28 protein-coding genes are annotated in these 26047 nt (G+C 36.9%); 25 read left to right on the top strand and 3 right to left on the bottom strand.

All coding sequences use genetic code 11. The features are described from left to right. Positions 1 to 68 precede the first annotated feature (68 nt). From BN3326_RS05495 to BN3326_RS05470, 6 genes are all read left to right on the top strand, one after another. Complete coding sequence (locus tag BN3326_RS05495) at positions 69 to 1007, top strand: 3'-5' exoribonuclease YhaM family protein (protein WP_069998092.1); 939 nt, start codon at positions 69 to 71, stop codon at positions 1005 to 1007. Positions 1008 to 1272: 265 nt separating this feature from the next. Beyond that, positions 1273 to 1812, top strand: a complete 540-nt coding sequence (locus tag BN3326_RS05490) for a CRISPR-associated protein Cas4 (RefSeq protein WP_069998091.1) — start codon at positions 1273 to 1275, stop codon at positions 1810 to 1812. A gap of 1 nt (position 1813) precedes the next feature. Beyond that, complete coding sequence (locus tag BN3326_RS05485) at positions 1814 to 1993, top strand: hypothetical protein (protein WP_069998090.1); 180 nt, start codon at positions 1814 to 1816, stop codon at positions 1991 to 1993. Between the two features lie 9 nt (positions 1994 to 2002). Continuing rightward, complete coding sequence (gene rlmD, locus BN3326_RS05480) at positions 2003 to 3370, top strand: 23S rRNA (uracil(1939)-C(5))-methyltransferase RlmD (protein WP_069998089.1); 1368 nt, start codon at positions 2003 to 2005, stop codon at positions 3368 to 3370. Between the two features lie 394 nt (positions 3371 to 3764). Then, positions 3765 to 4355: a TetR/AcrR family transcriptional regulator gene (locus BN3326_RS05475; RefSeq protein WP_069998088.1), complete on the top strand. Its 591-nt coding sequence runs from the start codon at positions 3765 to 3767 to the stop codon at positions 4353 to 4355. Positions 4356 to 4378: 23 nt separating this feature from the next. After that, the gene (locus BN3326_RS05470; protein ID WP_069998087.1) at positions 4379 to 5572 is read left to right on the top strand and encodes an SDR family NAD(P)-dependent oxidoreductase; all 1194 of its coding nucleotides are present in this window, start codon (positions 4379 to 4381) and stop codon (positions 5570 to 5572) included. A gap of 65 nt (positions 5573 to 5637) precedes the next feature. Here the strand turns inward: BN3326_RS05470 and BN3326_RS22755 are convergent, their stop codons facing one another. Continuing rightward, a complete protein-coding gene (locus BN3326_RS22755; RefSeq protein ID WP_141722849.1) occupies positions 5638 to 5790 on the bottom strand; it encodes an IS110 family transposase in 153 nt (50 codons plus the stop codon). Positions 5791 to 6082: 292 nt separating this feature from the next. Between BN3326_RS22755 and BN3326_RS22860 the strand changes: the two genes are divergently transcribed. The 7 genes from BN3326_RS22860 (at position 6083) to BN3326_RS05440 (ending at position 13579) form a co-directional block, all read left to right on the top strand. After that, positions 6083 to 6232 (top strand): type II toxin-antitoxin system RelE/ParE family toxin, encoded by a 150-nt coding sequence (locus BN3326_RS22860; protein WP_442857201.1) that lies wholly within the window; start codon positions 6083 to 6085, stop codon positions 6230 to 6232. Positions 6233 to 6444: 212 nt separating this feature from the next. After that, positions 6445 to 9096: a translation factor GTPase family protein gene (locus BN3326_RS05465; protein WP_069998086.1), complete on the top strand. Its 2652-nt coding sequence runs from the start codon at positions 6445 to 6447 to the stop codon at positions 9094 to 9096. A gap of 77 nt (positions 9097 to 9173) precedes the next feature. Then, complete coding sequence (gene yiaK, locus BN3326_RS05460; RefSeq protein WP_069998085.1) at positions 9174 to 10175, top strand: 3-dehydro-L-gulonate 2-dehydrogenase; 1002 nt, start codon at positions 9174 to 9176, stop codon at positions 10173 to 10175. Between the two features lie 504 nt (positions 10176 to 10679). Then, complete coding sequence (locus tag BN3326_RS05455; RefSeq protein WP_069998084.1) at positions 10680 to 11477, top strand: transporter substrate-binding domain-containing protein; 798 nt, start codon at positions 10680 to 10682, stop codon at positions 11475 to 11477. A gap of 97 nt (positions 11478 to 11574) precedes the next feature. Continuing rightward, the gene (locus BN3326_RS05450; RefSeq protein ID WP_069998083.1) at positions 11575 to 12243 is read left to right on the top strand and encodes an amino acid ABC transporter permease; all 669 of its coding nucleotides are present in this window, start codon (positions 11575 to 11577) and stop codon (positions 12241 to 12243) included. A gap of 64 nt (positions 12244 to 12307) precedes the next feature. Continuing rightward, positions 12308 to 12973, top strand: a complete 666-nt coding sequence (locus BN3326_RS05445; protein ID WP_083258573.1) for an amino acid ABC transporter ATP-binding protein — start codon at positions 12308 to 12310, stop codon at positions 12971 to 12973. A gap of 21 nt (positions 12974 to 12994) precedes the next feature. Then, the gene (locus BN3326_RS05440; protein ID WP_069998081.1) at positions 12995 to 13579 is read left to right on the top strand and encodes a cytidylate kinase-like family protein; all 585 of its coding nucleotides are present in this window, start codon (positions 12995 to 12997) and stop codon (positions 13577 to 13579) included. A 70-nt stretch (positions 13580 to 13649) separates the two neighbouring features. Here the strand turns inward: BN3326_RS05440 and BN3326_RS05435 are convergent, their stop codons facing one another. Further along, positions 13650 to 14288, bottom strand: coding sequence for an SIMPL domain-containing protein (locus tag BN3326_RS05435; protein ID WP_069998080.1), 639 nt, complete (start codon positions 14286 to 14288; stop codon positions 13650 to 13652). Positions 14289 to 14379: 91 nt separating this feature from the next. Here BN3326_RS05435 and BN3326_RS22195 point away from each other — a divergent pair, with 91 nt between their 5' ends. Beyond that, positions 14380 to 14586, top strand: coding sequence for a hypothetical protein (locus tag BN3326_RS22195; RefSeq protein WP_141722848.1), 207 nt, complete (start codon positions 14380 to 14382; stop codon positions 14584 to 14586). Here the strand turns inward: BN3326_RS22195 and BN3326_RS05430 are convergent. Then, positions 14579 to 15997 (bottom strand): aminotransferase-like domain-containing protein, encoded by a 1419-nt coding sequence (locus BN3326_RS05430; RefSeq protein WP_069998079.1) that lies wholly within the window; start codon positions 15995 to 15997, stop codon positions 14579 to 14581. The two genes, BN3326_RS22195 and BN3326_RS05430, sit on opposite strands and share 8 nt — an antisense overlap. Before the next feature lie 111 nt (positions 15998 to 16108). On the opposite strand from BN3326_RS05430, the gene BN3326_RS05425 reads away from it, so the two are divergent. The 11 genes from BN3326_RS05425 (at position 16109) to BN3326_RS05375 (ending at position 26040) form a co-directional block, all read left to right on the top strand. After that, a complete protein-coding gene (locus tag BN3326_RS05425) occupies positions 16109 to 16888 on the top strand; it encodes a PhzF family phenazine biosynthesis protein (protein ID WP_069998078.1) in 780 nt (259 codons plus the stop codon). 14 nt (positions 16889 to 16902) lie between these two features. Continuing rightward, positions 16903 to 17643, top strand: coding sequence for an AzlC family ABC transporter permease (locus BN3326_RS05420; protein ID WP_069998077.1), 741 nt, complete (start codon positions 16903 to 16905; stop codon positions 17641 to 17643). Continuing rightward, on the top strand, positions 17633 to 17953 hold the full coding sequence (locus BN3326_RS05415; RefSeq protein ID WP_069998076.1) for an AzlD domain-containing protein: 321 nt from the start codon (positions 17633 to 17635) through the stop codon (positions 17951 to 17953). Before BN3326_RS05420 ends, BN3326_RS05415 begins: the two co-directional genes overlap by 11 nt. A 275-nt stretch (positions 17954 to 18228) precedes the next feature. After that, positions 18229 to 18693, top strand: a complete 465-nt coding sequence (locus tag BN3326_RS05410; RefSeq protein ID WP_069998075.1) for an Lrp/AsnC family transcriptional regulator — start codon at positions 18229 to 18231, stop codon at positions 18691 to 18693. Between the two features lie 14 nt (positions 18694 to 18707). Beyond that, complete coding sequence (ald, locus tag BN3326_RS05405) at positions 18708 to 19832, top strand: alanine dehydrogenase (protein WP_069998074.1); 1125 nt, start codon at positions 18708 to 18710, stop codon at positions 19830 to 19832. Between the two features lie 265 nt (positions 19833 to 20097). Continuing rightward, positions 20098 to 20313: a sulfur carrier protein ThiS gene (gene thiS, locus BN3326_RS05400; protein WP_069998073.1), complete on the top strand. Its 216-nt coding sequence runs from the start codon at positions 20098 to 20100 to the stop codon at positions 20311 to 20313. Continuing rightward, positions 20303 to 21112, top strand: coding sequence for a HesA/MoeB/ThiF family protein (locus BN3326_RS05395; RefSeq protein ID WP_069998072.1), 810 nt, complete (start codon positions 20303 to 20305; stop codon positions 21110 to 21112). The genes thiS and BN3326_RS05395 overlap by 11 nt, the downstream gene beginning before the upstream one ends. A gap of 26 nt (positions 21113 to 21138) precedes the next feature. Next, positions 21139 to 21555 (top strand): M67 family metallopeptidase, encoded by a 417-nt coding sequence (locus BN3326_RS05390; RefSeq protein ID WP_069998071.1) that lies wholly within the window; start codon positions 21139 to 21141, stop codon positions 21553 to 21555. A gap of 16 nt (positions 21556 to 21571) precedes the next feature. Next, the gene (locus BN3326_RS05385) at positions 21572 to 23866 is read left to right on the top strand and encodes a sulfurtransferase TusA family protein (RefSeq protein ID WP_083258522.1); all 2295 of its coding nucleotides are present in this window, start codon (positions 21572 to 21574) and stop codon (positions 23864 to 23866) included. A 14-nt stretch (positions 23867 to 23880) separates the two neighbouring features. Continuing rightward, positions 23881 to 24795 carry a cysteine synthase A gene (cysK, locus tag BN3326_RS05380; protein WP_069998070.1) on the top strand — a complete coding sequence of 305 codons (915 nt, stop codon included), beginning with the start codon at positions 23881 to 23883 and terminating at the stop codon, positions 24793 to 24795. A gap of 12 nt (positions 24796 to 24807) precedes the next feature. Continuing rightward, positions 24808 to 26040: an O-acetylhomoserine aminocarboxypropyltransferase/cysteine synthase family protein gene (locus BN3326_RS05375; protein ID WP_069998069.1), complete on the top strand. Its 1233-nt coding sequence runs from the start codon at positions 24808 to 24810 to the stop codon at positions 26038 to 26040. Positions 26041 to 26047 lie beyond the last annotated feature (7 nt).

Raw genomic sequence — 26047 nt, 5'->3', positions numbered from 1 at the left:
GTTCGGGTCATTGAAAAGAGCAAGAAGTTTTGGTAGTATTACTGTAGAATACAATAGGGAGAGATGATATGACCTTAATTTGTGATTTAAAAGCGCAAGAGAATATAAAGGCACAATATTTGTGTAAATATAAACAAGTCTTAAAAAATAAAAACGGCAAAGATTATTGCACGGTTAAATTGCAGGATCGTACAGGAATAATAGATGGGAAAATATGGTCACTACATAGTGGCATTATGCCCTTTGAGGTGGATGATATAGTAAGTGTTGAGGCAGAAGTCCTTTTATACCAAGATAATCTTCAGCTAAGTATTACTAAACTTAAAAAAGCAGAAGCTTCTGAGTATGATTTGAAAAATTTTATACCTCATACATTAAAGGATGTAGAGCAGCTTGAGACAGAACTCTTTACATTTATTGAACAAGTGCAGCAGCCATTTGTTAAAAAACTGCTCGAGGATATTTTTTATGATGAAGGAATCTACCAAGAATTTCTAGTGCATAGTGCAGCTAAAAGTGTTCATCATGCTTACTTAAGTGGCTTGTTAGAACATACTGTAACAGTTACTAAACTCGGGGTTAGCATGGCAGAGCTCTATACTGGTATAAATAAGGACCTAGTTATTGCAGGCTGTTTGCTCCATGATTTAGGAAAGCTTTATGAACTCACCAACTTCCCAAAAAATGATTATTCAGATGAAGGACAACTTATAGGTCACATTGTAATGGGGGCAGAGTTTATTCATGACAGGATTAGCCAGATAGAAGGGTTTCCCAAAGAATTAGAAATGCTTATTAAGCATATTATACTTTCACACCATGGAGAATATGAATATGGTTCTCCCAAAAGACCTAAATGCTTAGAAGCCATGATTGTACACTTAGCAGACTATGCAGATGCTAAGCTTAAAATGGTTGAAGAATTTTTAAGAACAACGCAGGGTGACGATATTTATGCTGGCTATCATAAAATTTTAAATAGGAATATTCGAAAAGTTAATCTATGAAAAATAACAGTCACAAAATATCAGCTAATGAAATCAATCGATTTATTTATTGTCCTTTTCAATGGTATTATACGAGATATTATGGCGCACGTGCAATTTCAGAACGCTATAAGGCCTTAGGGATACAATCTAGCCAGCATGAATCAAATTTTGTAAAAGGACAGAAATTCCACAACAGATATTATAGAAACTATCGTTTGAAAAAAGTTTTACAAGATCTTCTAATCTTATTGTTAATAATTATAGGCTTAGCGTTGGTGATCAAATGGCGGTAATTTTTCAAATGGGGATACTTGTACTTATTGTTTTGGCGCTTTGCATGTGTTTAAAGCCTCAGTATAAGGTGAAAAATAAAAGAGATTTAGGTGTGAGGCTGGCCTCACCCATTTATGCAGATCAGAAGGGAACTAAACTCCTTATAGCCCCTAAGCTTCAGCTTCAAGGCAAACCAGATTATATTTTTCAAACATGGTTTTTAAAAAAATACATTCCGCTTGAGATAAAAAGTGGTACGCTAAAAGAAGATGTCCCACATCTAGGTGACATTTATCAATTAGCTGCTTATTTTTTAATTATTGAGGAGGTCTATGACAAAAGGCCGCCCTATGGTAAACTCGTTTATGCTAATAAAACGTTTACGATCAAAAATACTTATAAAATAAGAAAACAACTTAAATACACCCTAACTCAAATGAGAAATATGTTAGATGATAGTAGCCGGGTGCAGCCAGAAACATCATATATTAAGTGCAGAAATTGTGTGTGTCACAAGACTGTTTGTGAATTTAGTGAGGAGGAGAACTAGAATGAAAAAAGAAAATCAACCTGAAAAAGAAGATCAGCCTAAAAAGGTTTCGTCGCTTTTAGATAGATATATTCAAAGAAATACAATGGATAAGATGCAGAAACTAGATGATCAGGCTCTGGCACAAGCTATCAAATCACTTTTGTTAAAAGGCAATGATGAGTCAAAAAACTTAAATTAGGAGCAAAACATGGAAACACCACTTAATAAAAATGAACGGTATGAGATAGAGATCATAGATATTGGGGCAGAAGGAGAAGGTATAGGGAAGATAGATGATTTTATAGTATTTGTACCTCATACAGTGACAGGTGATAAAGCAGAAGTTCATATTGTAAAGGCTAAAAAAAGTTTTGCTTATGGTAAGATGCTGCGTATTATTGAGCCTTCACCTATCCGTACTATGCCAAGATGCAGTAGTGCAAGCTTATGCGGTGGCTGTCAGCTGCAACATATTGCATATAGTGAACAGCTTAAATGGAAGACTAAGAAAGTCAAAGAGGCACTAAGACGCATAGGAGGTCTTCAAGATATACAGGTAGAAGACACCCTCGGAATGGAGATGCCTTTTAACTATCGCAATAAAGCACAATATCCTATCCGCAAAGAAAACGGAGAACTTAAAATAGGCTTTTTTGCTAAGAGAAGTCATCGTATAGTGGCCTCAGAAGGTTGTGATATTCAAGATCCTAGAAATGAACGTATTATAGAGATCGTCAAAAACTTTCTTCTTAAGTATAATATTTCTATTTACAATGAAGAAACCCATCAAGGGCTAGTGAGGCATCTTTTAATTAAAACGGCTTATCACACCCAAGAGATTATGGTATGTCTTGTTATTAACGGCAATACTTTAGCCCATCAAGATAAACTGATTGAGCAGCTAAAAGAAATAGAGGCAGTCAAAAGTATTGTTTTAAATCACAATACAGATCAAACGAATGTGATTTTAGGCACTCAGATGACAGTGATCTATGGCGCTTCTTATATTATAGATACTATAGGACACCTGAAGTTTAAAATATCCCCTTTATCTTTCTTTCAAGTTAATCCGCTGCAAACCAAAGTATTATATGATAAAGCCTTAGAGTTTGCAAACCTAACGGGTACAGAGACTGTGTGGGATGCCTATTGTGGTATAGGGACTATTTCTCTTTTTTTAGCTGAGAAAGCTAAAAAGGTATATGGGGTAGAAATTGTGCCAGAAGCTATAGAAAATGCTGAAGCTAATGCTGAACTTAATCATATTACTAATGCAGCATTTTATGTGGGAAAAGCCGAAGAAGTTATTCCGAAGATGTATCAAGAAGGCATTATAGCTGATACTATTGTAGTAGACCCACCAAGAAAAGGCTGCGACCCAAAACTTTTAGAAACACTCATTACGATGAATCCAAAAAATATAGTTTATGTGTCCTGTGATCCAGCTACGCTGGCGCGAGACTTAGCGTATCTGACACAAAATGGTTTTCAAGTAGAAAAAGTACAGCCTGTAGATATGTTTCCGCATACTACCCATGTGGAGACGGTCTGTTTGATGTCACGCAAAGATAAATAAATAGACTCTAAAGGGCTTGAAATCAAAGGTTTTCAGACTTTCGGTAAAAACAATCGATTGCTGGAAACCTTGTTTTTTTCCTCCAAGTATGGTTTGGAATATAAAATATAATTTAAGGTTAAGACTACAGAACGGCTTTTTGCCTTGCGAGACATGGGAACTGCTGTTTATAGGATAGGTTGAGACTAGGGTGCTATTGTTAAAGCTATTCCATTTTACCGTTCATCTTTCAGCTTTGGATATGAGTACACACATCATACCATAGACGGTAATAGAGTATATAAAAACGGTGCTATATATACTTTTCGGTCTCCATATTGACTTGTAGTTGATTATTTGATAAAATATTGAAAATAATTTCAATGAAATATATTTTAATAAGATGGAGCGTGTAATGACAAAAAGAGAAGAACAAAAAGAAAAACGGCGGCAAGATATTTTGCGAGCTGGTCTGAAGCTTTTCGCTTGCAAAGGTTATGAAGCAACTAAAATAAATGATATTGCAGAGGAAGCAGGAATGAGCCTTGGATTGCTATATCATTATTTTGAATCAGTCGATGTTTTACATGAAGAATTGATTAACATTGCATTAGCAGGACGTACAGGACAATATTTCCCTCAATATGACAATCCTGTTGAATACTTTATAAAATCAGCAAACCATATTTTCGATGTAGTAAAATTAGACCATGATTATGCTAAATATTTTGTATTGATGAAACAAGCACAACGCAATCAGAACTTACCAATCCATATAAAAGAAAAACTGGAACAAAACGACATTATTGTTAAATCAATTATTACTATTGAAGAAGGTCAACGTCAAGGAATGATTCGCAAAGGAAATCCTATGGCGTTAGCAATGACATTTTGGCTTTCCATAGAAGCATATGTGGAAATGATAGCCCTTAATCCTGAAATACCTTACCCAGAATCAAACTGGTTTGTTGATATACTAGGAGCAAATAATAACTATGAAAAATAGTACACCTTTCAAGGAGGAACAATATGATTCTGGAGAAAAATAATTATGACAAAAACGCACTTAAAAATAAAATTGTGTTGATTACAGGCGGTGGAGGTGGAATAGGCATTGAGGCTTCACGGGCTTTTGCCTACATGGGCGCTCATGTAATCATTGCGGAAATAGATGCTGGCAGAGGAAAGCAGGCTCAGAAACTGATAAATGCGGAAGACCTTAATGGTATTGTGGATTTTTTTCAGATTGACATTACAGATGAAAGGCAGATTGATAAGTTGTACAAGTATATTATGGACAAATACACACGTCTTGATGTTCTGATAAATAATGCCGCCATTGTTCCGATGGGAGCGATTGACACGGTTTCAATATCCGATTGGGATCTAAGTTATGCTGTAAACTTGAGAGCACCTGTCCTTTTAACGAAAAAATTTATTTCTTCCATGAAGGACACAGGCGGGATTATTGTCTTTGTACCATCAGCGGCTCCAACTCCGTATATGTCGGCTTATGAAATATTTAAAACTGCGCAGATGGAGTTTTGTAATACCTTGTGTGAAGAAATTGAAGGAACGGGCATTATTACATACTCAATAGCCCCCGGATTTGTAAAAACAGATACGGCTGTTAAAGCAGTTGAAATTGTGGCATTTTCACTGGGAATTACAACAGAAGAATTTTACAAATCACTTGAAGAACTAATTACGGATGCCGAGATTGCAGGAGTGGGCTATGCGGTTTCTGTTGTAATGGCAAAACAGTATAACGGAAAAGAAATCATGTCCTATCAAGTATTGATGGATAGTGGTTTAATTAGCAATGACAAGGAAAAATCAAATAGTATGCAAACACAGGTTGATTTTGATAATTTGTCATTCTTGTTTAAGAGTCTTGCAGATGTTTTTTTTGATCAATATCAAAATTGGCAGAAGAAAAAACTGTTCCAAAAACAGTTTATATTTTCCGATTTCAAAAAACAAATGGGGTTGCCAGCTGAGAACTTCAAAATACAAATTGAAGCGCTACAAGGTCAGATAAATAATAATGAGTGGGGTAACTTTTTGGATAGCAAGAAGATGTTTATAAAGTGGCGGTGTTATTATGAACATCAAATCAAACTGCTACAAGGTTATGAAAAGAATGCAGCACAATTGAGAAGCGATACAAAACTTTTAAATAGTTGGATTGAAAATCTACAAGAAATAATCAAAATATTATAGTAAAATTATTGGTAAGGAAGTATGGCAATTATTGATGAAAATTTGTTAGAAAATTGGATATAGATTTATATTAGAGGTCTTGATTTTGTAGTTGATATGTTCCCAAGAACGCAGTGAGAGTTAGAAATTCTAAAGGATTTGGTTAATGTATTACCGTTAGAATCAATAATAATTACATCATGTTTATTTTTAGCTATATCAATACCAACAATAATCATCTAGTTACACCTCAGCTTAAATAATAATAAAATAGAGTAGTTACCACCGTGTTTTATGTGTTACAACCTCGTTAGACATACGAAGAGATAGAAAAGCCACCCAACATCCAGCTCATTAGTAAAAGCACATAAAGTAGTGGAGTCATTCTTAGTTACAAGAAGCGAACTCTCAAGGAGATGAACGAGTATCACAACACTATTATGTTCTAGTGATGTAGATATTGCGTTAAGATATCTGGAAAAAATAGAAACTGCAATCAATCTTCTTCAAAAGTTTCCTGAATTATGAAGTATACCAAGATATTCTATATTAAAAAAGCAAGGATATAGAGTAATAATTGTTGAAAAGCATCTTGTGTTTTATAAGATAAATGAGGGGAATCAGACAGTTATAATATATGCTATTGTTGATGGTAGAAGAGAATATAGAAATTTATTATAAGAATCAAAAAAGCATTCAGGCTGAAATCTGGATGCTTTTTTGTCTCGCTAAGATACCGGGTACATTTTCGTTTTTATTTTTAGTATGAAAGTAATACAACTATTTGTCATATTCCAAACTTACTGGTATCATAATAGTAGAACAAACGCCATACGGACCTAAACGCAGAAAACTTTAAAAATAGACTACAAATGAAGGATTTGAAATAAATTATGAAAAAATTAGTCATTGGAATATTAGCACATGTGGATGCAGGTAAGACGACATTATCAGAGAGCATGCTTTATCAGAGTGGTAAAATTCGAAAATTAGGAAGAGTGGATAATAAGGATGCCTATTTAGACACCTATGAGCTAGAAAGGGAAAGAGGCATCACTATTTTCTCCAAGCAAGCTATGTTTGAGGTAGATGAAATCCAGATTACCTTATTAGACACTCCTGGACATGTAGATTTTTCGGCTGAAATGGAGCGCACACTCCAGGTATTGGATTATGCTATTCTAGTCATAAGTGGTGCAGATGGTGTACAGGGGCATACCAAAACATTATGGCGGCTCTTAGACAGATATCAGATACCCGTTTTTTTATTCGTCAATAAGATGGATCAAAGTGGGACGAATAAGGAAAAAATAATGAGAGAATTGAAAAAGCAACTGGATGATGGCTGTGTTGTATTTGAACAAAGCAAGACAGAGGACTTTTACGATCAACTGGCGATGTGTGATGAAATACTGATGGAAGCCTATTTGGAAGCAGAACATATTGAAACTTTTCAGATTAAAAAAGCGATCATGAAGCGCAAAGTATTTCCGTGTTTTTTTGGTTCGGCTTTAAAATTAGAAGGTGTTGAGGCATTTATAGAAGGTATTGTGAAGTATGCAAGTATTCCTTCCTATCCCGATGCATTCGGAGCTAAAATATTCAAAATAACAAGGGACGATCAAGGAAACCGGCTGACATACATGAAGCTTACAGGCGGCAGACTTAAGGTGAAGGATATTTTAACAAATGGCATTTGGGAAGAGAAAGTTAATCAGATCCGTCTCTATTCTGGGCAGAAATACGAGGCAGTAAATGAGGTGCAAGCAGGCTCTGTATGCGCTGTCATAGGCCTCAGTCAAACTAGATCAGGAGAAGGCTTAGGGATAGAGAAAGCTTCAGATACACCGTCGCTTGAACCTGTACTGTCGTATCAGATTATATTGCCGGATGACTGTGATCCAAGAGTGATACTTCCTAAGCTGCGTCAGATAGAGGAAGAGGAACCAGAACTTCATATTGTTTGGGATGAAGTGCTGCAGGAAATTCAAGCGCAGATTATGGGAGAAGTTCAGATTGAAATTTTACAGAGTCTTATAGAAAGGCGTTTTGGCATTAAAGTAATATTTAATGAAGGAAAGATTGTCTATAAAGAGACTATTGCGAGTATCGTAGAGGGAGTTGGGCACTTTGAGCCGCTGAGACACTATGCGGAGGTGCATCTGCTGCTTGAGCCGGGGGTACCAGGAAGCGGCCTGCAATTTGGATCAGACTGTAGTGAGGATGTGCTGGCAAAAAGCTGGCAAAGACTGGTTTTATCCCACCTTGAAGAAAAGGCACATAAGGGTGTTTTAACAGGATCGGCGATTACAGATATAAAGATCACTTTAATCTCAGGCCGAGCACACAATAAACATACAGAAGGTGGAGATTTTAGAGAGGCCACCTATCGTGCAGTGCGCCAGGGCTTAAAAGAAGCAGAATCCATAGTGCTGGAGCCTTACTATGCCTTCTGGTTGGAGTTGCCAGAGAAAATGGTAGGAAGGGCAATGACAGACATTGAGAAAATGCAGGGTACATGCGAAGTTTCTGAAATAAATGGTGAGACGGCAATTCTTGTGGGAAGTGCCCCAGTTGTTACCATGAGGAATTATCAGCAGGAGGTAATCGCTTATACCAAAGGCCATGGGAGACTGTTTTGCAGTCTAAAGGGATATGCGCCATGCCATAATGTAGAAGAAGTCATAGATAGTATCGGATATGATTCTGAAAGAGATATAGAAAATCCAACAGGTTCCGTATTTTGTGCCCATGGCACCGGCTTCTTGGTGGCTTGGGATGAAGTAAAGAACTACATGCATGTTGAAAGCTACCTTCAGAAAAAAGAGGTGGGCGTGGAAGAAGTTGTTCAAAATAAGACCTCCTATACGGAAGAAAGATGGATTGATTTAGAAGAGATTGACAAAATAATACATGGTACCTTTTTTGCAAATCAAGGCAAAAAGTCAGTTTGGAAAAAACAAAAAACAGCCCGAGAAAGTTATTATGAACCTGTAAATTATGTAAAAAAAGAAAAAGAATACAAAGAAGAGTATCTCCTTGTGGATGGCTATAATATTATCTTTGCATGGCCTGAGCTAAAAGAACTTGCCCAGGATAATATGGACGGGGCCAAAATAAAATTGCTTGAGGCTCTAAGTAATTATCAGGGGATTATAAAGTGTCAGATCATCGTTGTATTTGATGCTTATCGTGTACAGGGACATCTTGAGGAAGTTATCAACTATCATAATATCCGTATGGTCTATACGAGAGAGGCGCAGACGGCAGATCAGTATATTGAAAGGTTCGCCCATGACAACCAGAAAAAATATAAAATAGTTGTTGCAACATCAGATGGCTTGCAGCAGATTATTATCAGGGGAGCTGGATGTGCTTTGTTATCAGCAAGAGAACTGAAAGTTGAGATTGAGAGAGCTAGTGAAAGCATACAGCAGGCTTATAAAGAAAGGCAGACAGCAGAACACAATTATCTTATAGATTCATTATCTCCAGACGCTAAAGCGCAGATGGAAGATCTGCTAAAAAAAGAAAACGATAAATAAGGTATCAATAACATAGTATTTTGTAGGAAGAAAAAGTTTGAAGGAAAATATTCAAATGAGGAAGTGAGGCATAAACGATGAGAATAATGTATGATGAAATGAAAGTGGTGTTTTATCAGGTGCTAATAAAAATGGGTTTTGAATCTGAGCTTGCTATGGAGAATGCAGAACTCTTTGCTCAAAATAGCCGGGATGGTGTTTATACCCATGGTCTAAACAGATTTCCAAGGACCATTGATTATATAAAAAAAGGTTATATAAAAGTGAATGCGGTACCTGTCATCTTAAACGGCTTTGGGCCTTTGGAACAATGGGATGGGCAAATGGGTATCGGGCCTTCGAATGCTAGAAGATCTATGGGAAGGGCTGTTGAACTGGCATCAACACATGGTATAGGATGTGTAGCCTTAAAAAATACCAATCATTGGATGAGGGGAGGGGCATATGGACTGCAGGCAGCTGACTCGGGATGTATCGGTATTTGTTTTACCAATACAATGCCTAACATGCCGCCATGGGGAGGACGGGAAAATAGAATAGGTAATAATCCATTTATACTAGCAGTGCCTACAAAGAATGGTCATATCATGCTTGATATGGCTGTGTCCCAGTACTCATATGGCATGATTGAAAAAATGGCTAAAGAAGAAAAAATGCTTCCTGTCCCAGGAGGATATGATGTAGAAGGGCATTTGACAAGTGATCCAAAACTTCTTTGGGAGTCAAAACATGTGCTGCCTATTGGATTTTGGAAAGGATCGGGGCTCTCCATTATGCTTGATCTGCTTGCAGCTATATTATCCCAAGGCAATTCTACCTATGAGATTGGGAAACTGCCAGCCGAGACTTCAATCAGCCAGATATTCATTGCATTTGATACTAGCAAATTGGGAGATGCTTCATATATGGAAAAATGGGTTGAAGATACTATTGCTTACATTAAGTCTTCGGAACCTGTTGAAGATGGCGGGAAAATCTATTATCCTAACGAAAGGTCAGTAGCAACAAGAAATGAAAATCAGAAAAAAGGGATCCCAGTAGATGAAAGCTACTGGAATGAGGTGCTTTCTTACCTATGACAGTCGAATAGGGCGCCAGAAAAATTTTGTTTCCTGTAAAAATATCATGTGAACGGGTAGTGTGCTAAGACAAAGGGCATGTCATGTAGTAGGCGGAAGTATATTAGCATCAAGCTTTGGAACGAACGTATGATCAAGGCTTGATTTTTTTTGACTAAATAGGGTTTAGGGAAAAAAGGGGTGATATTTCTAAGTAAGAAAGCGACATACTTTATGTAACATAAGACTAAAAAATAGATACTGGATAGGTTAAAGAGTTAGAGCGTCTCATCATTGAACCCCACGACACAGCATCAATTAAAGGCATGAGTTATCGGTCTTACATCTTTTTGGAAGAATTATACACCTTTATAGAATCATGTAAATAGTTATACAAATTGACAACATATACGTGATTGTATATAATATTGCTTGAAGTATTATGTAAATAGATATTAATCTCTTTTGATTAATGCATAGGTTTGTTTTTTTAAAATGAATAAATTATAAATTAAGGAGAATATTATGAAAAAATCTTTAGCTTTAACTTTATGTACAATTTTACTTGCAGGTTTATCATTAACAGGATGTGGTTCTAAAAATACTGAAGAAGCATCTTCAACAGCATCTAACGGAACAACAAACGAAAAAACATGGATCATCGCAACAGATACGGTATTTAAACCTTTTGAGTATACTAATGAAAAGAATGAATTTGTAGGGATTGATGTTGATTTACTTGCTGCTATTGCAGAAGATCAGGGATTTACATATGAATTAAATAGCCTCGGTTGGGACGCAGCAGTTGCAGCAGTTCAGGTAGGTCAGGCAGATGGTCTTATTGCAGGGGCAACAATCAAGCAAGAACGTATTGATTCTGGATGGATCTTCTCAGATGGCTATTTCAATGCAACTCAGACTTTTGTAGTAGCTGAGGGAAGTGATATTAACAGTTTTGAAGCACTTAAAGGTAAAAATGTGGCAGTTAAAAACGGTACAGCAGGAGCAGACTTTGCAAATAGCTTAAAAGATCAATATGGCTTTACAGTGACTGTTTTTGAAGATTCACCGACTATGTATCAAGACGTACTTCTTGGAAACAGTGAAGCATGTGTAGAAGATACACCAATCATGGCAGCTTCCATCAAAGAAGGCGGCCTTAAGCTTACAATCCCTGCGGGAATGGAAAGTGAGGGTGCTCCTTATGGCTTTGCTATTATGAATAAAGATAACCAAGAATTACTCGATATGTTCAATGCCGGACTTGCAAACCTTAAAGCAAGCGGAAAATACGATGAAATCCTTAATACGTATTTAAAATAATAGTGTATTAAAGTTGATTACGGACGTGAGAAACTGTTACAGGTATCTCACGTTCTTTCTATCATCCTATATGTGACTAGAATAGGGAGGTTTAGTTATGATTGCAATCATTCAAACATATGGCTTAATGCTGCTTCAGGCACTGGGGAAGACTTTGCTGCTTACGTTGTTATCGCTGTTTTTTGCCATGATCATTGGGCTGATTTTTTCCTTGATGAACGTTGGGAAAAACCGTTTTTTAAACTTTTTAGGGACTGCATATGTTGATGGGGTCCGTGGCGTGCCACTGATTGTTTTAGCTTTTTTTATCTATTTTGGCTTGCCAAGCGGTATTAAAATGTTGGGCATACAAAATTTCAGATTGACTGCACTTTCGGCGGGAACCATTGCACTTGCCATGAACTGTGGGGCCTATATGGCTGAAATTATCCGTGCAGGTATTGAAAGTGTTGATAAAGGACAGATGGAAGCCAGCAGGAGTCTTGGCTTAAATTATAGTAAAAGCATGCGGTTGGTCGTATTGCCACAGGCCATCCGTACCATGATCCCTTCTATTATCAATCAGTTTATCATTACCTTAAAAGATACCTCCATTCTTTCTGTTATTGGATTCCCAGAGCTTACTAATATGGGTAGAACCATCAGTGGTAATACACTTAGGAGTTTGGAAACCTGGGCAATCATTGGTATTATGTATATGGTTGTAATTATTTCGCTTAGTAAGATTGCTAAGAGGGTTGAAAGGAGAGTTAACCGTGGTAGGTAGAAAGGTTAAAATTCATGTAGAAAATCTGAAGAAGGATTTTGGCAAATTAGAAGTTTTAAAAGACATGAGTATTGATATTTTTGAAGGCGAAGTAGTGGTTTTGTTAGGTCCTTCCGGAAGCGGTAAATCGACTTTCCTTCGTTGTCTTAATCAGCTTGAAGCAGCCACAGCCGGCAGTATAGTCATAGATGGTAAAGATATTACAGATAAACACACAGATATCAATAAAGTGCGTGAAAATATCGGCATGGTATTTCAGCACTTCAATCTTTTTCCACACAAGACTGTTTTAGAGAATATCATGCTTGCACCAGTGGAGTTAAAAATCATGACTAAGGATGAGGGTAAAGAAAAGGGCATGCAGCTGCTCAGACGTGTTGGCCTAGATGCCAAAGCGGAGGCGTACCCATCGCAACTCTCAGGCGGTCAGAAGCAACGTGTAGCCATCGCAAGATCGCTGGCTATGAATCCAAATATCATGCTTTTTGATGAGCCCACATCAGCACTGGACCCTGAAATGGTTGGTGAAGTGCTGGCAGTTATGAAGGAGCTTACTTTAGGCGGTATGACGATGGTTGTTGTAACCCATGAGATAGGCTTTGCAAAAGAAGTGGCGGATAGAGTTGTATTTATGGATGACGGCTATATTGTAGAACAAGGGCCACCGCAAGAAGTCATTGTGAATCCGAAAGAAGCCAGAACCATTGACTTCTTAAATAAAGTTTTATAGTCAGTTTTGGAGGATAAACCTATGAGAAAAGTTATTACTATCAGCCGTGAATTTGGAGCGGGCGGAGGAGAAATAGGAAATAAAGTGGCTAAGGCTCTTAATTATGAGTATTATGATAAAGAACTGATTCTAAAAACTGCAAGAGAGTCCAATGTAGACGTAGAAAGTCTGTTAAAATGGGATGAGAAGGTTCCGATGAACTTTGGTTTTTCTCAGAGTCTTTTTGATTTTTATAATAAGCCACTCAGTGAAAAACTCTTTGATGCTCAGCAGCAGATCATTAAAATAGTTGCTGAAAAAGGTAATTGTGTGATCGTTGGCCGCAATGCAAATACCATTTTAAAGGAATATGATCATGCGTTGCATGTATTTGTACATGCGGATCCTTATTGGCGTCTAAAACGCATGGCGAATAAAATGCCTGATGCGGCTGAGGCTAAAGTCAGTGAGCAGATTCGTACGATAGATAAGATGAGAAGAAAATATTGTACCTATTATACCCATACAGAGTTTGGCGTTGCTGACTATTATGATATCAGCTTTAATACCTCCAAGCTCGGGATCGATGTGTGTGTGGAGATCATCTGCAGTCTTGCAAAGCAGTAAGGCATTAAACGGTGCGTATAACTAAAAGGAGAGATGAGAAAATATTTTCTCATCTCTCCTTTTAGTTATATTATTTTGCATAGCAGAAATCTGCTGTAACAAATGCTTCAATTCTTAAATCACCAGGCAGGATGGGCGTTGCAGCAACCTCCTGATAAAACTGCTGTCTAGGAATAGATGGTGCACTGCCTTCAATGATACGTATCGGTATGGGGTTTAATCTTATACGTAAGTTTTCTGAAATTGTTCTGGCCTTTTGTATGGCTTGATCAACTGCCAAATTTAAAGCTTGCTGATAATAGAGTTCTGGTTCGGATAGTTCAAAAGATATGAATAGAACAACATTAGCGCCCATGTTGACGGCAGTATCAATGATATTCCCTACCTCATCCATATTGGGAGTTTTGATTTCTAGGATATTTCGTACCGAATAGCCTTTATCAATTTGCCTGCCATTCTCGTATTCATAGAGTTTATTAATAGCGTATTGAATTGTCTTTATCTCTGTCACTCCGGCTTGTCGAAGGGACTGAATGACTCTCTGGCTGATTCTTGCATTTTCTGATTGTATCTCTGATAAGTCGGGCCCAGTTGTTTGAACACCTAGGTGGATGACTGCTAAATCAGGAGTGGCCATAACATGACCCTGACCGTTTAAAGTCATGTTATTACTATTGGAGCAATGATTCATAGAAAGCGGCTGTGCCATAGGTTGATCTCCTCTTACAATTTATTATTCCACTATATAGTATTAAGAAGTATGCCATTTGGGTCCTGATTAACTTCCTAATTTATTGTTAATGAGTGAAATATTTGCTGAAAGTGCTGTACTATATACTTGGTTTTGGATTTCTCTTGTTTGGGCCATCAATTGTGTAATAGTTTGTTTGTGCTGGGAAGGCGTAGGCCCGACAGGAGTTGCACCGCTTGCTATATCATGTGGAAGAATCTCAATTATAATGACAGAGGCCTTAATTGACTTATGTGGGTTTAGCTATTCTATATGATTAGGGAATCTATATTTGATGGATCAGTTGTTTCAAATAAGATGTTTTTTAATAGAGCTAATCCTTCTTCTAATTCATTAGCATCATCCATAGATGAAAGTGATACACGTAAAAATTGCTTCTCCTCAGAATGTCCTACTAAAAAACGATTTGAATGATAAAGCTTAATGCCTTGTATTAAAGCGTTTTTTTCAAACTCATTGGCATTAAATTTTTGATTGAGTGGAAGCCAACGAAAAAAACTGATAGGATTTTCATTTGGATTTTCAATTTTAAAATATTTTTTGTAAATTTCATTCCTTTCTTTTGAAATGGCTATCTTATTTTCAACTATTTTATCAGCCATGCCAGTATTAATCAGTTCTGAAATAATCTCTGCATTTAGTGCAGGCGTTTTTACATTGATATTATAAATGCCACGGATTATATTTGATGCATATTTTTCTGGATAAAACATGAACCCTACGCGTATTCCTGAGCATAAAGATTTTGAGACGCTACTTATGTAAATAGATTGATCAGGCACTAAACAAGTGATAGGTAGATAATTTTGTGGCGCAAGAAAAGAAAAAATATCATCTTCGATTAAAATAAGTTTATTTTTACTAATAACTTTTGCAATTTCCTGTCTCCGTGACATATTCATTAAAATAGCTGTTGGATTATGACAAGAAGGGGTCAGATAGATCCCTTGTATGTTATTCGCTTTACATTGTGCGTCCAATTCCTCTGGATTCATACCAAAAATATCGTGCCGTATTGGAATTAATTGAATATTTAACATACTAGCTAATTCGATAAAATTAGGATAGGTGTACATATCAACTGCAATTTTATCCCCAGAATGAAAAAGAGAAATTAAGGTAAGTGTGACAGAGTTCTGCGCCCCAGATGTTATTGCAATATTTCCGATATTTGCATCAATATTACATTTCTGCAGCCACTGCCTGGCGGCCATTTTGTGATAGGGTGAACCTAATGGATGGCTATAGTCCAACAATTTTTCTATATATCCCTTGGACATAATACTTTTTACTGTTTCTACTACAAGGGGATTAAATTGATCAAAAGGTTTAATAAGTCCCATATCTAGATAGTTTTTTTCTGCTTCATTATCAACAATTGTGATTGTTGCACCTGCATTTGATGCAACAAAAGTTCCTTTGCCAGTTTTTGCATAAATTAATCCTTTTAATTCACCTATTTTGAAGGCTCTTGTTACCGTACTAAGGTTGATATCCAGATAATCCGCTAGCTCCCGTTGAGGAGGAAGTTTTGTGTTTGGAGCGAGATAACCATTTATAATATCGTATTCTAATAAATTAGCAATGGAAAGGTATAGTGGGGCTGTAAGCTGGTCTCTATTGGGTTTCCAAGTCATTGGGTAATTTTCAAAAGAATTGACTGGCATATTAAACCTCCTAAAATTGTATTGCATACAATTTTACCATTGAAACCATACAAAGACAATGATAAAATTTGCTTTAAACATAGAGTGTATGCAAATAGGGAGGGATAAATTATGAAGTATTATGTAGTAGACGCCTTTGCAGAAAAAGTATTTGAGGGAAATCCAGCAGGCGTATGTATATTGGAAGCGTGGTTAGCTGATGAAATGATGCAGAATATTGCTATTGAAAACAACCTTTCTGAGACTGCATTTGCTGTAAAAGAGCAAGATGGTTATCGGTTAAGATGGTTTACCCCAAAAAATGAAATTGACCTCTGCGGTCATGCAACGTTAGCAACCGCTTATGTAATTGCCAATTATTATGATAAGCATATAGAGACAATCAAATTTCAGACACTAAGCGGTGAGCTTGTTGTTATAAAAAAGGGGGAGCTGTATGAAATGGACTTTCCAAGTAGAATGCCCAAATCAATTGTACTGACAGAGCAAATGGTTGAGGCTATTGGTATAAGGCCTATAGAAGTCTATCTGGGCCGGGATCTGATGTTTGTACTGGAAAAGGAAGAAGACGTTCGAAACGCGGAGCCTGACTTCTCTAAACTTAGAAATCTGCCTGATGGACTCGGCGTTTCGATAACGGCGAAAAGCAAAGCGTATGATTTTGTCTCCAGAAGCTTTTTCCCTAAAATCAGTGTAAATGAGGATCCTGTATGTGGGTCTGCACATTGCAATTTCATTCCCTATTGGGCAAAGCATTTGGGCAAGGATGAGATGGTAGCAAGACAGCTCTCTAAGCGTGGCGGAACCTTATACTGTAAGTATTGCGGAGACAGAGTAAAAATCAGTGGATCAGCAGTTTTATATGCGGTTGCTGATATTCAGATAAAATAAAGGATGGGCTAATAGTGAAAGTAGAACAAAAAATTAAAGAATTAGTTAAGGGATTTATTGATACTATCCCCCTAGGGATAAGTGCTTCAATATATGGCCTTGTATATGGCGTGATGGCATGTAAAGCTGGCCTTTCGGTATTTGAGACTATGGCCATGTCTGCATTTGTTTTTGCAGGTGCTTCACAGATGACTGCCGTCCAGATGATAGCAATCGGAAGCAGTCCAGTTTCGATAATAGTAACAGTCCTAATTATTAACCTAAGACATTTCTTATTGGCGGCATCCCTATCGCCGTATTTAAAACATGAATCAAACAGGATGAGAATGGTTAATGCCTTTTTTATGACAGATGAAAGTTATGCCGTTGCCTACAGCCGTTTCCAAACTGATAGACCGACTAGCCGTTATTTTCTTGGAAGTGGTTTGAATATTTATGTGTTTTGGGGTTCGGCAGGGATTATCGGGTATTTTTTTGGCAACATTATTTCTAGCCAGTTGAATTATATTTTTGATTTTGCTTTTATTGCTGCATTCATCGGTATGATTGTACCTATGGTAAAGGACTTTCCTGTTGTTGTTACAGTAGTTGTCTCAGGCATTATTTCTATAATCGGAAGCCAATTGATCCCAGGTAAATGGTATATCATCATTGCCGGAGTAGCAGCAAGTCTGGCGGGATATCTAGCATCTGAGCTTACGATTAAAGATACCGAAGCAGATAGGATTAAGGGAGGTATTGACTATGAGCATTAAATTGATAGTGATAATACTAGGTGCCGGACTTGCGACATATTTTACGAGGTTTCCGCTCTTAGTCATCTCCGGTAATCGAGAGATACCACCCAGAGTGACTAAATTTATGAGTTATATTGCACCTGCAGTATTGACCTCATTAATTGTTCCAGCTATTTTTATCAAACAGGGTCATATTGATATTTCCTTTAATAATAACTATATAGTAGCCTCGGTTATTACAGCTTTATCAGCCTATTGTTCAAAAAATATGCTTTTGTCAGTTATAACTGGCATCTGTACTGTGGGGATACTTATGTATATTTTTTAAGAAAAGACGTAAAAAATTATTGGAGGATTTGAAAGAAATCAAACGCGGCTTGAAAAAGTAAAGCCGCCGATGAATTAGATAGAATATGTTTTTAATCAGAGGGGATATTGGATGCAATGCCAAAAATATTTAGATTTGAGATGTTTTTGAATAGAGAAACAGTAAAAATATGTGTTAAAATGGTATATGCAAAAAAAATAATTGAAATAATCCTATAACATTGATTGTATTTTTGCATAATGTTATATTTAGACTATATTTTACGGGGTGAGAAGATGGATGATATTGATTTGGCAATTTTAAGGGCATTGCAGGAAAATGGAAGAGTCTCCATATCGGACATAGGCAGTAAAATTAATCTGTCTGTATCAGCTGTGGGTGAGCGTATTAAAAAACTTGAAAAATCCGGGGTGATTAATCACTACACAGCCATTATTAATGGCAAATACTTTAATAAAGAACTTACTGCACTGATGTTTATAAGTCTTGAAAGTCCTAAATTTATTGACAGTTTTTTAAAATTTGTTAACGAAGAAAATGATATTCTAGAGTGCCATTATATTGCAGGTAATTATGATTATATGATTAAAATTGTAACCAATAATCCTGAAACATTGGAAAAGATTTTGAATAAGGTAAAGGGTGTGACAGGAATTATCAAAACTTATACGAATGTTGTGTTAAAAACAACAAAAAATAATTACTCAATTTATCCATCGGTATTGCCACTGGGAAAATGAAAGGGGCATAAGCTATGATTATCGGATTACCAAAAGAAATTAAAAATAATGAAAACAGAGTGGGATTAACACCAGGCGGAGTCAGCATTTTGACAAAAAGAGGACATCAAGTTATTGTTGAGAAAAGTGCTGGACTCGGCAGCGGTTTTACAGATGAAGAGTATGAGCAAGCTGGAGCGACGCTTGTTGCTAAAAACACGGAAGTATTTGAAAGAGCTGAGACAATTGTAAAAGTAAAAGAACCTCTAGAATCAGAATATGATTTGTTTAAGAACCATCAAAACCTCTATACGTATTTACATTTAGCGCCTAATAGCCCACTCACAAAAGCATTGCTTGAGAAAAAAGTAACGGGAATTGCTTATGAGACTGTTGAACTTGAGAATGGTTCATTGCCGTTACTCGCACCAATGAGCGAAGTTGCGGGCAGAATGTCTATTCAAATCGGTGCGAGTCTGCTGCAAAAATATAACGGAGGTATTGGTATTTTACTTGGCGGTGTACCTGGGGTAAAACCGGCTGATGTTGTTATTATTGGGGGCGGTGTTGTAGGAACTAATGCAGCTAAAATTGCAGTAGGAATGGGTGCAAATGTAACGATCTTAGATATTAGTATACAGCGATTACGTTATTTAGATGATATTTTTGCAGGGCGTATCAATACAATAGTGTGTAGTGCTTATAATATTGCTGAGGCTGTGAAAAAAGCAGATCTTTTAGTAGGGGCAGTTTTAGTGACAGGGGCAAGTGCGCCCATTATTGTAACTGAAGAAATGGTCAAAACAATGAAAAAGGGTGCAGTCGTTGTAGATGTGGCGATTGATCAAGGGGGCTCTATTGAAACTATAGACAGAGTGACAACGCATGACCATCCATCTTATGAAAAACATGGTGTTATTCATTATTCTGTCGCTAATATGCCTGGTGCTGTTCCTAGAACCTCAACACTTGCACTTGAAGCAGCGACCTTACCATATCTTATCCAACTGGCGGATAAAGGTATCAAGCAAGCATTGCTCGCAGATCCGGCGCTTAGAAAAGGTTTAAATACTATTGATGGTAAGCTTGTATGTAAGTCAGTAGCAGATAGCTTGCGTCTTGAATATGTGCAGGCAGAAGACATGCTGAGGGCATTATAAAGAGCATATTAAATATATTTAAAAAAAGAAGCGTTACAAAACTGATAAAAAACAGTTTTGTAACGCTTCTTTTTTATGAAATAGAAAAGTGGGTTTTTCGTATACTTTCTTGTAATAGGCTAATCATACCCATCAATACACAATAAAATAGCTAAAGTTAGTGTAACTGTATTGACAATAGTGAAAAAAAGTGATAAATTAAATAAAATCAAATACAATAATATATATAGGAATACTAGGAATTAAATTTTGGGAGGAATTATAAATGAAAATTAAAGTTAATGGTGAAGAGAAACAACTAGAAAAAGCAATCAATATATTAGAGCTTTTGGTGCTGCAAGAAGTTAAGATGGTTGAAATGGTATCTGTAGAATTAAATGGTGAGATTTTAGACAGAGACGATTTTGAAAATACCCTAGTTAAAGAAAACGATGCAATAGAACTCTTATACTTTATGGGAGGTGGCAGTTTTGGATTTTAGTGAAGCGCAGATAGAAAGATATTCAAGACATATTATTTTATCAGAAGTAGGTGTAGAAGGTCAGCAAAAGTTATTAGAATCAAAGGTGCTCATCATAGGAACTGGAGGCTTGGGTGCACCGGCTGCGATGTTTTTAGCAGCAGCAGGTATTGGGACAATAGGACTTGTAGATGCGGATTCAGTAGATTTATCTAATCTGCAAAGACAGATCATCCATCAAACAAAAGACGTCGGTAAGCTAAAAGTTATATCTGGTAAAGAAACCATTAATGAAATGAATCCAGATGTTAACGTTATTACTTATCATACCTTTGTCAATGCGTCAAATATTTTGGAGATCATTAAGGATCAGGACTATGACTTTATCATTGATGGAACGGATAATTTCGGAGCAAAATTCTTAATCAATGATGCCTGCGTACTTGCTAAAAAACCTTTTTCTCATGCAGGTATCATTAGATTTAATGGACAATTAACGACTTATATCCCAGATAATAATACACCTTGTTATAGATGTATGTTCAAAGAACCGCCTCCAGAAGGTGCTGTTCCTACCTGCCGTGAGGCTGGCGTGCTGGGGGTTATGGGCGGCGTTATTGGGACACTTCAAGCTACAGAAGCGATTAAATATATATTAGGTCTTGGAGAAACACTAGCTGGTTATTTGCTGACTTATGATGCTATCAAGATGGAATTTAGAAAAATAAAAATAAAACATAATACAAAATGTGGTATATGTGGCGAAGAACCTACAATTAATGAGCTTATAGATTATAAACCACCTGTCTGCAGTATATAGGCAGCTAGTCTAAGGGGGGATAACAGATGAATGTTAACATAACGAAAGATCAGTACAACAAAATTGTAAAGCAGGCAAAAGATGAGTTTCCGTTAGAATGCTGCGGACTGCTCGGTGGCATCAAAACAGAAGAAGGTATTTGGATTAAAAAGATCTATCCACTTACAAATATAGATCAAAGTAGTGAACATTTTTCTATGGATCCTAAGGAGCAGTTTGCTGTTATTAAGGAGATGCGAGCAAGTGGGTACCTATTGGTAGGGAATTATCATTCTCATCCCTATACCCCATCTAGGCCATCGGAAGAAGATAAACGACTAGCCTATGATGCTAGCAGTATTTACGGCATACTTTCTTTAAAAGATCAAGAACCAGTCCTTAACTTTTTCAAAATTGTTGCCAATGAATCAGTAGAAAAACTTGATAGTATATTTATTGAATAGATAGGGAGGATATGCGGTGATAAAAATACCTCAGGCAGTTATAGATGAAGAAATAAATTATAGAAACAAAGTGGAAGAACTAAAAAAAGGTGTATTGGAGGCAGAAAGATTTAAACCTTATAGAGTCTCTATGGGTATCTATGAACAAAGAGATAATGATACTTATATGATCCGAACAAGAATCCCATCAGGGGTAGTGAGCATAGAGCAATTAAAAAAAATAAGTGAACTGGCTAAAAAATATGCCCATGGTGCGATTCATCTAACGACAAGACAAGACATACAATTTCATAAAGTAACGTTGGATGATACTGTAAACATCATGGAAGGGCTCTTAGAAGCAGGGATTGTGACAAGAGGAACAGGAGGCAATACGGCAAGAAATGTTGGGTGTTCTCCACTCACAGGTGTATCGCAGGATGATGTTTTTGATGTGACCCCTTATGCGCTCGCAACAACAGAGTATGTACTTAAAGATCCTACCGTATTTAATCTTCCAAGAAAATATAAAATTGCTTATTCAAATTCAAAGGAAGACACAGGCAATGCAACAATCGCAGATCTGGGGTTTGTTGCAAAGATAGAAAATGGAGAAAAAGGTTTTGAATTATATGGGGCGGGGGGGCTTGGAGGAAGTCCTAATGTTTCGATAAAACTTGAAGACTTTATTCCAGCAAAAGAAGTGTTGTATCATGTTCAGGCGATGAAAGAACTCTTTGAAAATGAAGGTAATAGAACGAATAAGCATAAAGCCCGTATAAGATATATTTTGCAAAGGCTAGGGCCAGAAGGCTTTAAATTAAAATATCAAGAACTTATAGATAAGGTTAAAAAAGAAAGAAATATTGACCTTGTTATAGATGAGGTAGCTTCAGATAAAGCCGAAGCCATATCTGAAACTATTAATAATCCTCTCGTAGTAGAACAAAAAATCAGAGGTTATTATTCACTTTATATTCATCCCGAAAATGGCAATCTTGAGGTTAATAAACTTGATCAAATCATTCAGTTTATAGAGGATCTTGATTATACAGCAAATGTGAGGCTTACGAGTACACAAGGTTTTTTTGTAAGAGATTTATTAAGCGATGATGTTAAAAAATTACTGAGTATCACAAGCAGCTTTACATCTTGTTATCAAGTAGATAATTCTGTTGCCTGTGCAGGCGCTGCTACCTGTAAGTTAGGACTATGTTTGTCACAAAATCTGTTATCTGCAATCAAAAATGAATTTGCAGATGTAGAGGAGACTATCAAAGAGCAGCTGCCAAGAATTTTTATTTCAGGTTGTCAAAACTCTTGCGGCCAGCATCAAAAGGGAGAGATTGGACTATATGGCAGAGCCAAAAGAGTAGAGAGTGGCTTGGTGCCTATGTATGCGGTGTTATTTGGAGGTGCTGTGGGCGCAGGAGAAGCTAGACTTGGTAGTGATCACGGTATGATTCCAGCTAAAAAAATTCCAGCGTTTTTAGTGGAGCTGGCGCGCCTAAAAAACACATCAAAAATCGGAGATTTTACTGCATTTGTAAAAGAAGAAAACATATCTGTTAAAAACCTCATTGAGAGTTTTTCCAAGATAGAACCTCAGAGTGAAAATCCTGACTTATATTATGATTTTGGTTCGCAGGATTTGTTCTCGCTTAAAGGCCGAGGACCTGGTGAATGTAGTGCGGGGGTACTTGATGTCATCAAGCTTGATATTTCGAATGCTAAGAATTATATAGGTGAATTTGAAAAGACAAAAGACTCTTCTAAGCTCTATGATGCCAGTGTATCAGCTGCAAGGGCTCTTTTAATACTAAAAGGGGTAGATACGACAAAAGATAGAGTAATTTTTAAAGAATTTATCAATCATTTTGTGGATACTGGCTATGTCAAACAAGCCATCAAAAAACTTGTAGAAGACCTTTTGGACTATAAACTTGGTGATATAGCGCATCTTGAAGGGTATTATGAAGAGGTAAAATATCTGATTCATAAAGTGAGCGCAATGTATGAATCGTTAGACCCAAGATTAGAAATTACACTGCCAAAAGAACAGGAAATGAAAGCCGAACAAAATACGGCTGAGACAGTACAAGACACAACGTTAAATATAGTAGATTTAAAAGGAGTAAAGTGTCCTATTAATTTCGTAAAGGCAAAAATAGAAATGGCCAAAATTGCATCTAGAGAAAACCTTGGCTTTTATCTAGATGATGGTGAGCCTATTGCAAATGTACCTAAAAGTCTAGAAGCAGAAGGGCATGACATTATAAAAATAGATGATAAGTATGATGGCTATAACTTACTTATCGTGAGGAAAAAGTAGGGAGGTTGTGGCAAATGATTTATGATAACATTCTTCAAACCATAGGCAGCACACCTATAGTAAAGCTTAATAACATTGTAGAAGAAGGTGCAGCAGAGATTTATTTAAAACTTGAAATGTTTAACCCTGGTGGTTCGGTTAAGGACAGAATTGCGCTTAATATGATTGAAGATGCCGAAGCCAATGGACTTATAAAACCCGGGGATATAATTATAGAGCCAACAAGCGGGAATACAGGGATAGGGCTTGCACTAACAGCTGCAACCAAAGGCTACAAATTGATTCTGACGATGCCAGAATCAATGTCACTAGAAAGAAGAAAACTACTTCAAGCATATGGTGCAGAAATTATACTTACAAAAGCACCTTTAGGGATGAAGGGAGCTATTGAAAGAGCCATGGAGCTGGTGGAAGAAGAGGGTTATTTTATGCTACAACAATTTGAAAACCCTGCAAATCCAGAAGCGCATAGAAAAACGACTTCTCAGGAAATACTAAAAGATTTTGGTAAGGACTTGCATGCATTTGTAGCTGGAATAGGAACCGGAGGGACTATAACCGGAGTCGGAGAAGTGCTTAAAGAGCATATTGATGGCTTAAGAGTGATTGGTGTTGAACCTGAAGACTCTGCTATACTATCCGGAGAAAAAGCAGGTGCACATATGATCCAAGGTATAGGTGCTGGATTTATTCCTAAAACCTTAAATGTAACAATTTATGATGAAATCATAAAAGTTAGCAACAAAGCCGCTTTTGAGACGTCAAGGTTACTTGGAAAAAAAGAAGGCATTCTTGCAGGGATCTCAGCTGGAGCCAATGTATATGCTGCACTTCAAATAGCAAAGCACTTAGGACCAGGCAAAAAAGTGCTGACCGTTATTCCAGATACTGGAGAACGTTATCTCTCTACCACATTATTTAATGATTAAGAAGGTGATTAGATGGAATTTCAAACAAAATTAATTCATGGAAATTGGCAGGGAGATGACAAAACAGGCGCGACCAATGTGCCTATCTATTATTCAAATGCTTTTGCACACCAGTCTGCAAAAGAACTAGAAAACATTTTTATAGGCAGAGATGCCGGCTATGTTTATTCAAGAATAGCAAATCCAAGTGTGGAAGTATTTGAAAAAAGAATAGCTGCTATTGAGGGCGGTGTAGCAGCAGTGGCCACGGCCTCAGGCATGTCAGCTATTTATCTGACGCTGATGAATTTGCTTAAACCAGGAGATGAGATTATCTCATCTTCAGGCGTATTCGGCGGTACCTATAATCTTTTGAAAAATCTTCAGGACTATCATATTCACGTTAAGTTTCTAGATAATCTGGATGCAGCAGTTTTAAAGCATGAAGTATCAGAGAAGACAAAAGTAGTATTTGCTGAAACGATAGGTAATCCAAAACTGGATGTTTTAGACATAGAAGCAGTAGGAGAGGTCTGTCGGGAGCAAAGTATTATTTTTATTGTAGATGCTACTATTACGCCGCCATATCTCATAAAGCCTATTGAATACGGTGCAGATATTGTGATTCATTCAACCTCTAAATATATTAACGGCAATTCTAATGCTATAGGCGGCATCGTTGTAGATGGCGGAAGCAAAAAGTATAGTGAAGATAAGTTTACAGGGTTTAAGCACTATACAAAGCGCTTTGGAAGATTTGCATTTACGGCTAAGTTACGCAATGAAATAGGTAAGGATATAGGGGCGGTGATGTCTCCTATGAATAGTTTTCTTAACTTAGTTGGGATAGAAACCCTAGCCCTTCGCATGAGGGCACATTGTGAAAATGCTGTAAAACTTGCCGAATACTTAAGTCAGCACCCAAAGGTAACCGAAGTTAATTATCCGCTTCTAAAGACATCAAAGTATTATAGTATCGCTCAAAAATATTACTCAAAAGGCGCTAGTGCTTTAATCACCTGCAGACTTGGGAGCAAACAAAATGCTTTTGATTTTATAGATCATTTAAAGCTCATTTCTAATTTAGTTAATATCGGAGATGCTCAAACGTTAGTGGTTCACCCAGCATCGACCATTTGTGTTAATAATACGCAAGAAGAAAAAGTGCAAATGGGTGTTTTCGAAGATTTAGTCAGAATATCTGTGGGAATAGAAGATTACAAAGATATTTTAGAGGATATCGATCAAGCATTAAAATGTCTTTAAAGAGGGG

It is taken from the genome of Cellulosilyticum sp. I15G10I2 (genome assembly GCF_900095725.1).
Taxonomy (GTDB): Bacteria; Bacillota; Clostridia; order Lachnospirales; family Cellulosilyticaceae; genus FMMP01.
This window is presented reverse-complemented; position numbering and strand designations above follow the sequence as displayed.

Coding starts and splice junctions, on each gene's coding strand:
- BN3326_RS05495 (WP_069998092.1), top strand. CDS start 69: ATGACCTTAATTTGTGATTTAAAAGCGCAAGAGAATATAAAGGCACAA.
- BN3326_RS05490 (WP_069998091.1), top strand. CDS start 1,273: ATGGCGGTAATTTTTCAAATGGGGATACTTGTACTTATTGTTTTGGCG.
- BN3326_RS05485 (WP_069998090.1), top strand. CDS start 1,814: ATGAAAAAAGAAAATCAACCTGAAAAAGAAGATCAGCCTAAAAAGGTT.
- rlmD (WP_069998089.1), top strand. CDS start 2,003: ATGGAAACACCACTTAATAAAAATGAACGGTATGAGATAGAGATCATA.
- BN3326_RS05475 (WP_069998088.1), top strand. CDS start 3,765: ATGACAAAAAGAGAAGAACAAAAAGAAAAACGGCGGCAAGATATTTTG.
- BN3326_RS05470 (WP_069998087.1), top strand. CDS start 4,379: ATGATTCTGGAGAAAAATAATTATGACAAAAACGCACTTAAAAATAAA.
- BN3326_RS22755 (WP_141722849.1), bottom strand. CDS start 5,790: ATGATTATTGTTGGTATTGATATAGCTAAAAATAAACATGATGTAATT.
- BN3326_RS05465 (WP_069998086.1), top strand. CDS start 6,445: ATGAAAAAATTAGTCATTGGAATATTAGCACATGTGGATGCAGGTAAG.
- yiaK (WP_069998085.1), top strand. CDS start 9,174: ATGAGAATAATGTATGATGAAATGAAAGTGGTGTTTTATCAGGTGCTA.
- BN3326_RS05455 (WP_069998084.1), top strand. CDS start 10,680: ATGAAAAAATCTTTAGCTTTAACTTTATGTACAATTTTACTTGCAGGT.
- BN3326_RS05450 (WP_069998083.1), top strand. CDS start 11,575: ATGATTGCAATCATTCAAACATATGGCTTAATGCTGCTTCAGGCACTG.
- BN3326_RS05445 (WP_083258573.1), top strand. CDS start 12,308: ATGAGTATTGATATTTTTGAAGGCGAAGTAGTGGTTTTGTTAGGTCCT.
- BN3326_RS05440 (WP_069998081.1), top strand. CDS start 12,995: ATGAGAAAAGTTATTACTATCAGCCGTGAATTTGGAGCGGGCGGAGGA.
- BN3326_RS05435 (WP_069998080.1), bottom strand. CDS start 14,288: ATGGCACAGCCGCTTTCTATGAATCATTGCTCCAATAGTAATAACATG.
- BN3326_RS22195 (WP_141722848.1), top strand. CDS start 14,380: ATGAGTGAAATATTTGCTGAAAGTGCTGTACTATATACTTGGTTTTGG.
- BN3326_RS05430 (WP_069998079.1), bottom strand. CDS start 15,997: ATGCCAGTCAATTCTTTTGAAAATTACCCAATGACTTGGAAACCCAAT.
- BN3326_RS05425 (WP_069998078.1), top strand. CDS start 16,109: ATGAAGTATTATGTAGTAGACGCCTTTGCAGAAAAAGTATTTGAGGGA.
- BN3326_RS05415 (WP_069998076.1), top strand. CDS start 17,633: ATGAGCATTAAATTGATAGTGATAATACTAGGTGCCGGACTTGCGACA.
- BN3326_RS05410 (WP_069998075.1), top strand. CDS start 18,229: ATGGATGATATTGATTTGGCAATTTTAAGGGCATTGCAGGAAAATGGA.
- ald (WP_069998074.1), top strand. CDS start 18,708: ATGATTATCGGATTACCAAAAGAAATTAAAAATAATGAAAACAGAGTG.
- thiS (WP_069998073.1), top strand. CDS start 20,098: ATGAAAATTAAAGTTAATGGTGAAGAGAAACAACTAGAAAAAGCAATC.
- BN3326_RS05390 (WP_069998071.1), top strand. CDS start 21,139: ATGAATGTTAACATAACGAAAGATCAGTACAACAAAATTGTAAAGCAG.
- cysK (WP_069998070.1), top strand. CDS start 23,881: ATGATTTATGATAACATTCTTCAAACCATAGGCAGCACACCTATAGTA.
- BN3326_RS05375 (WP_069998069.1), top strand. CDS start 24,808: ATGGAATTTCAAACAAAATTAATTCATGGAAATTGGCAGGGAGATGAC.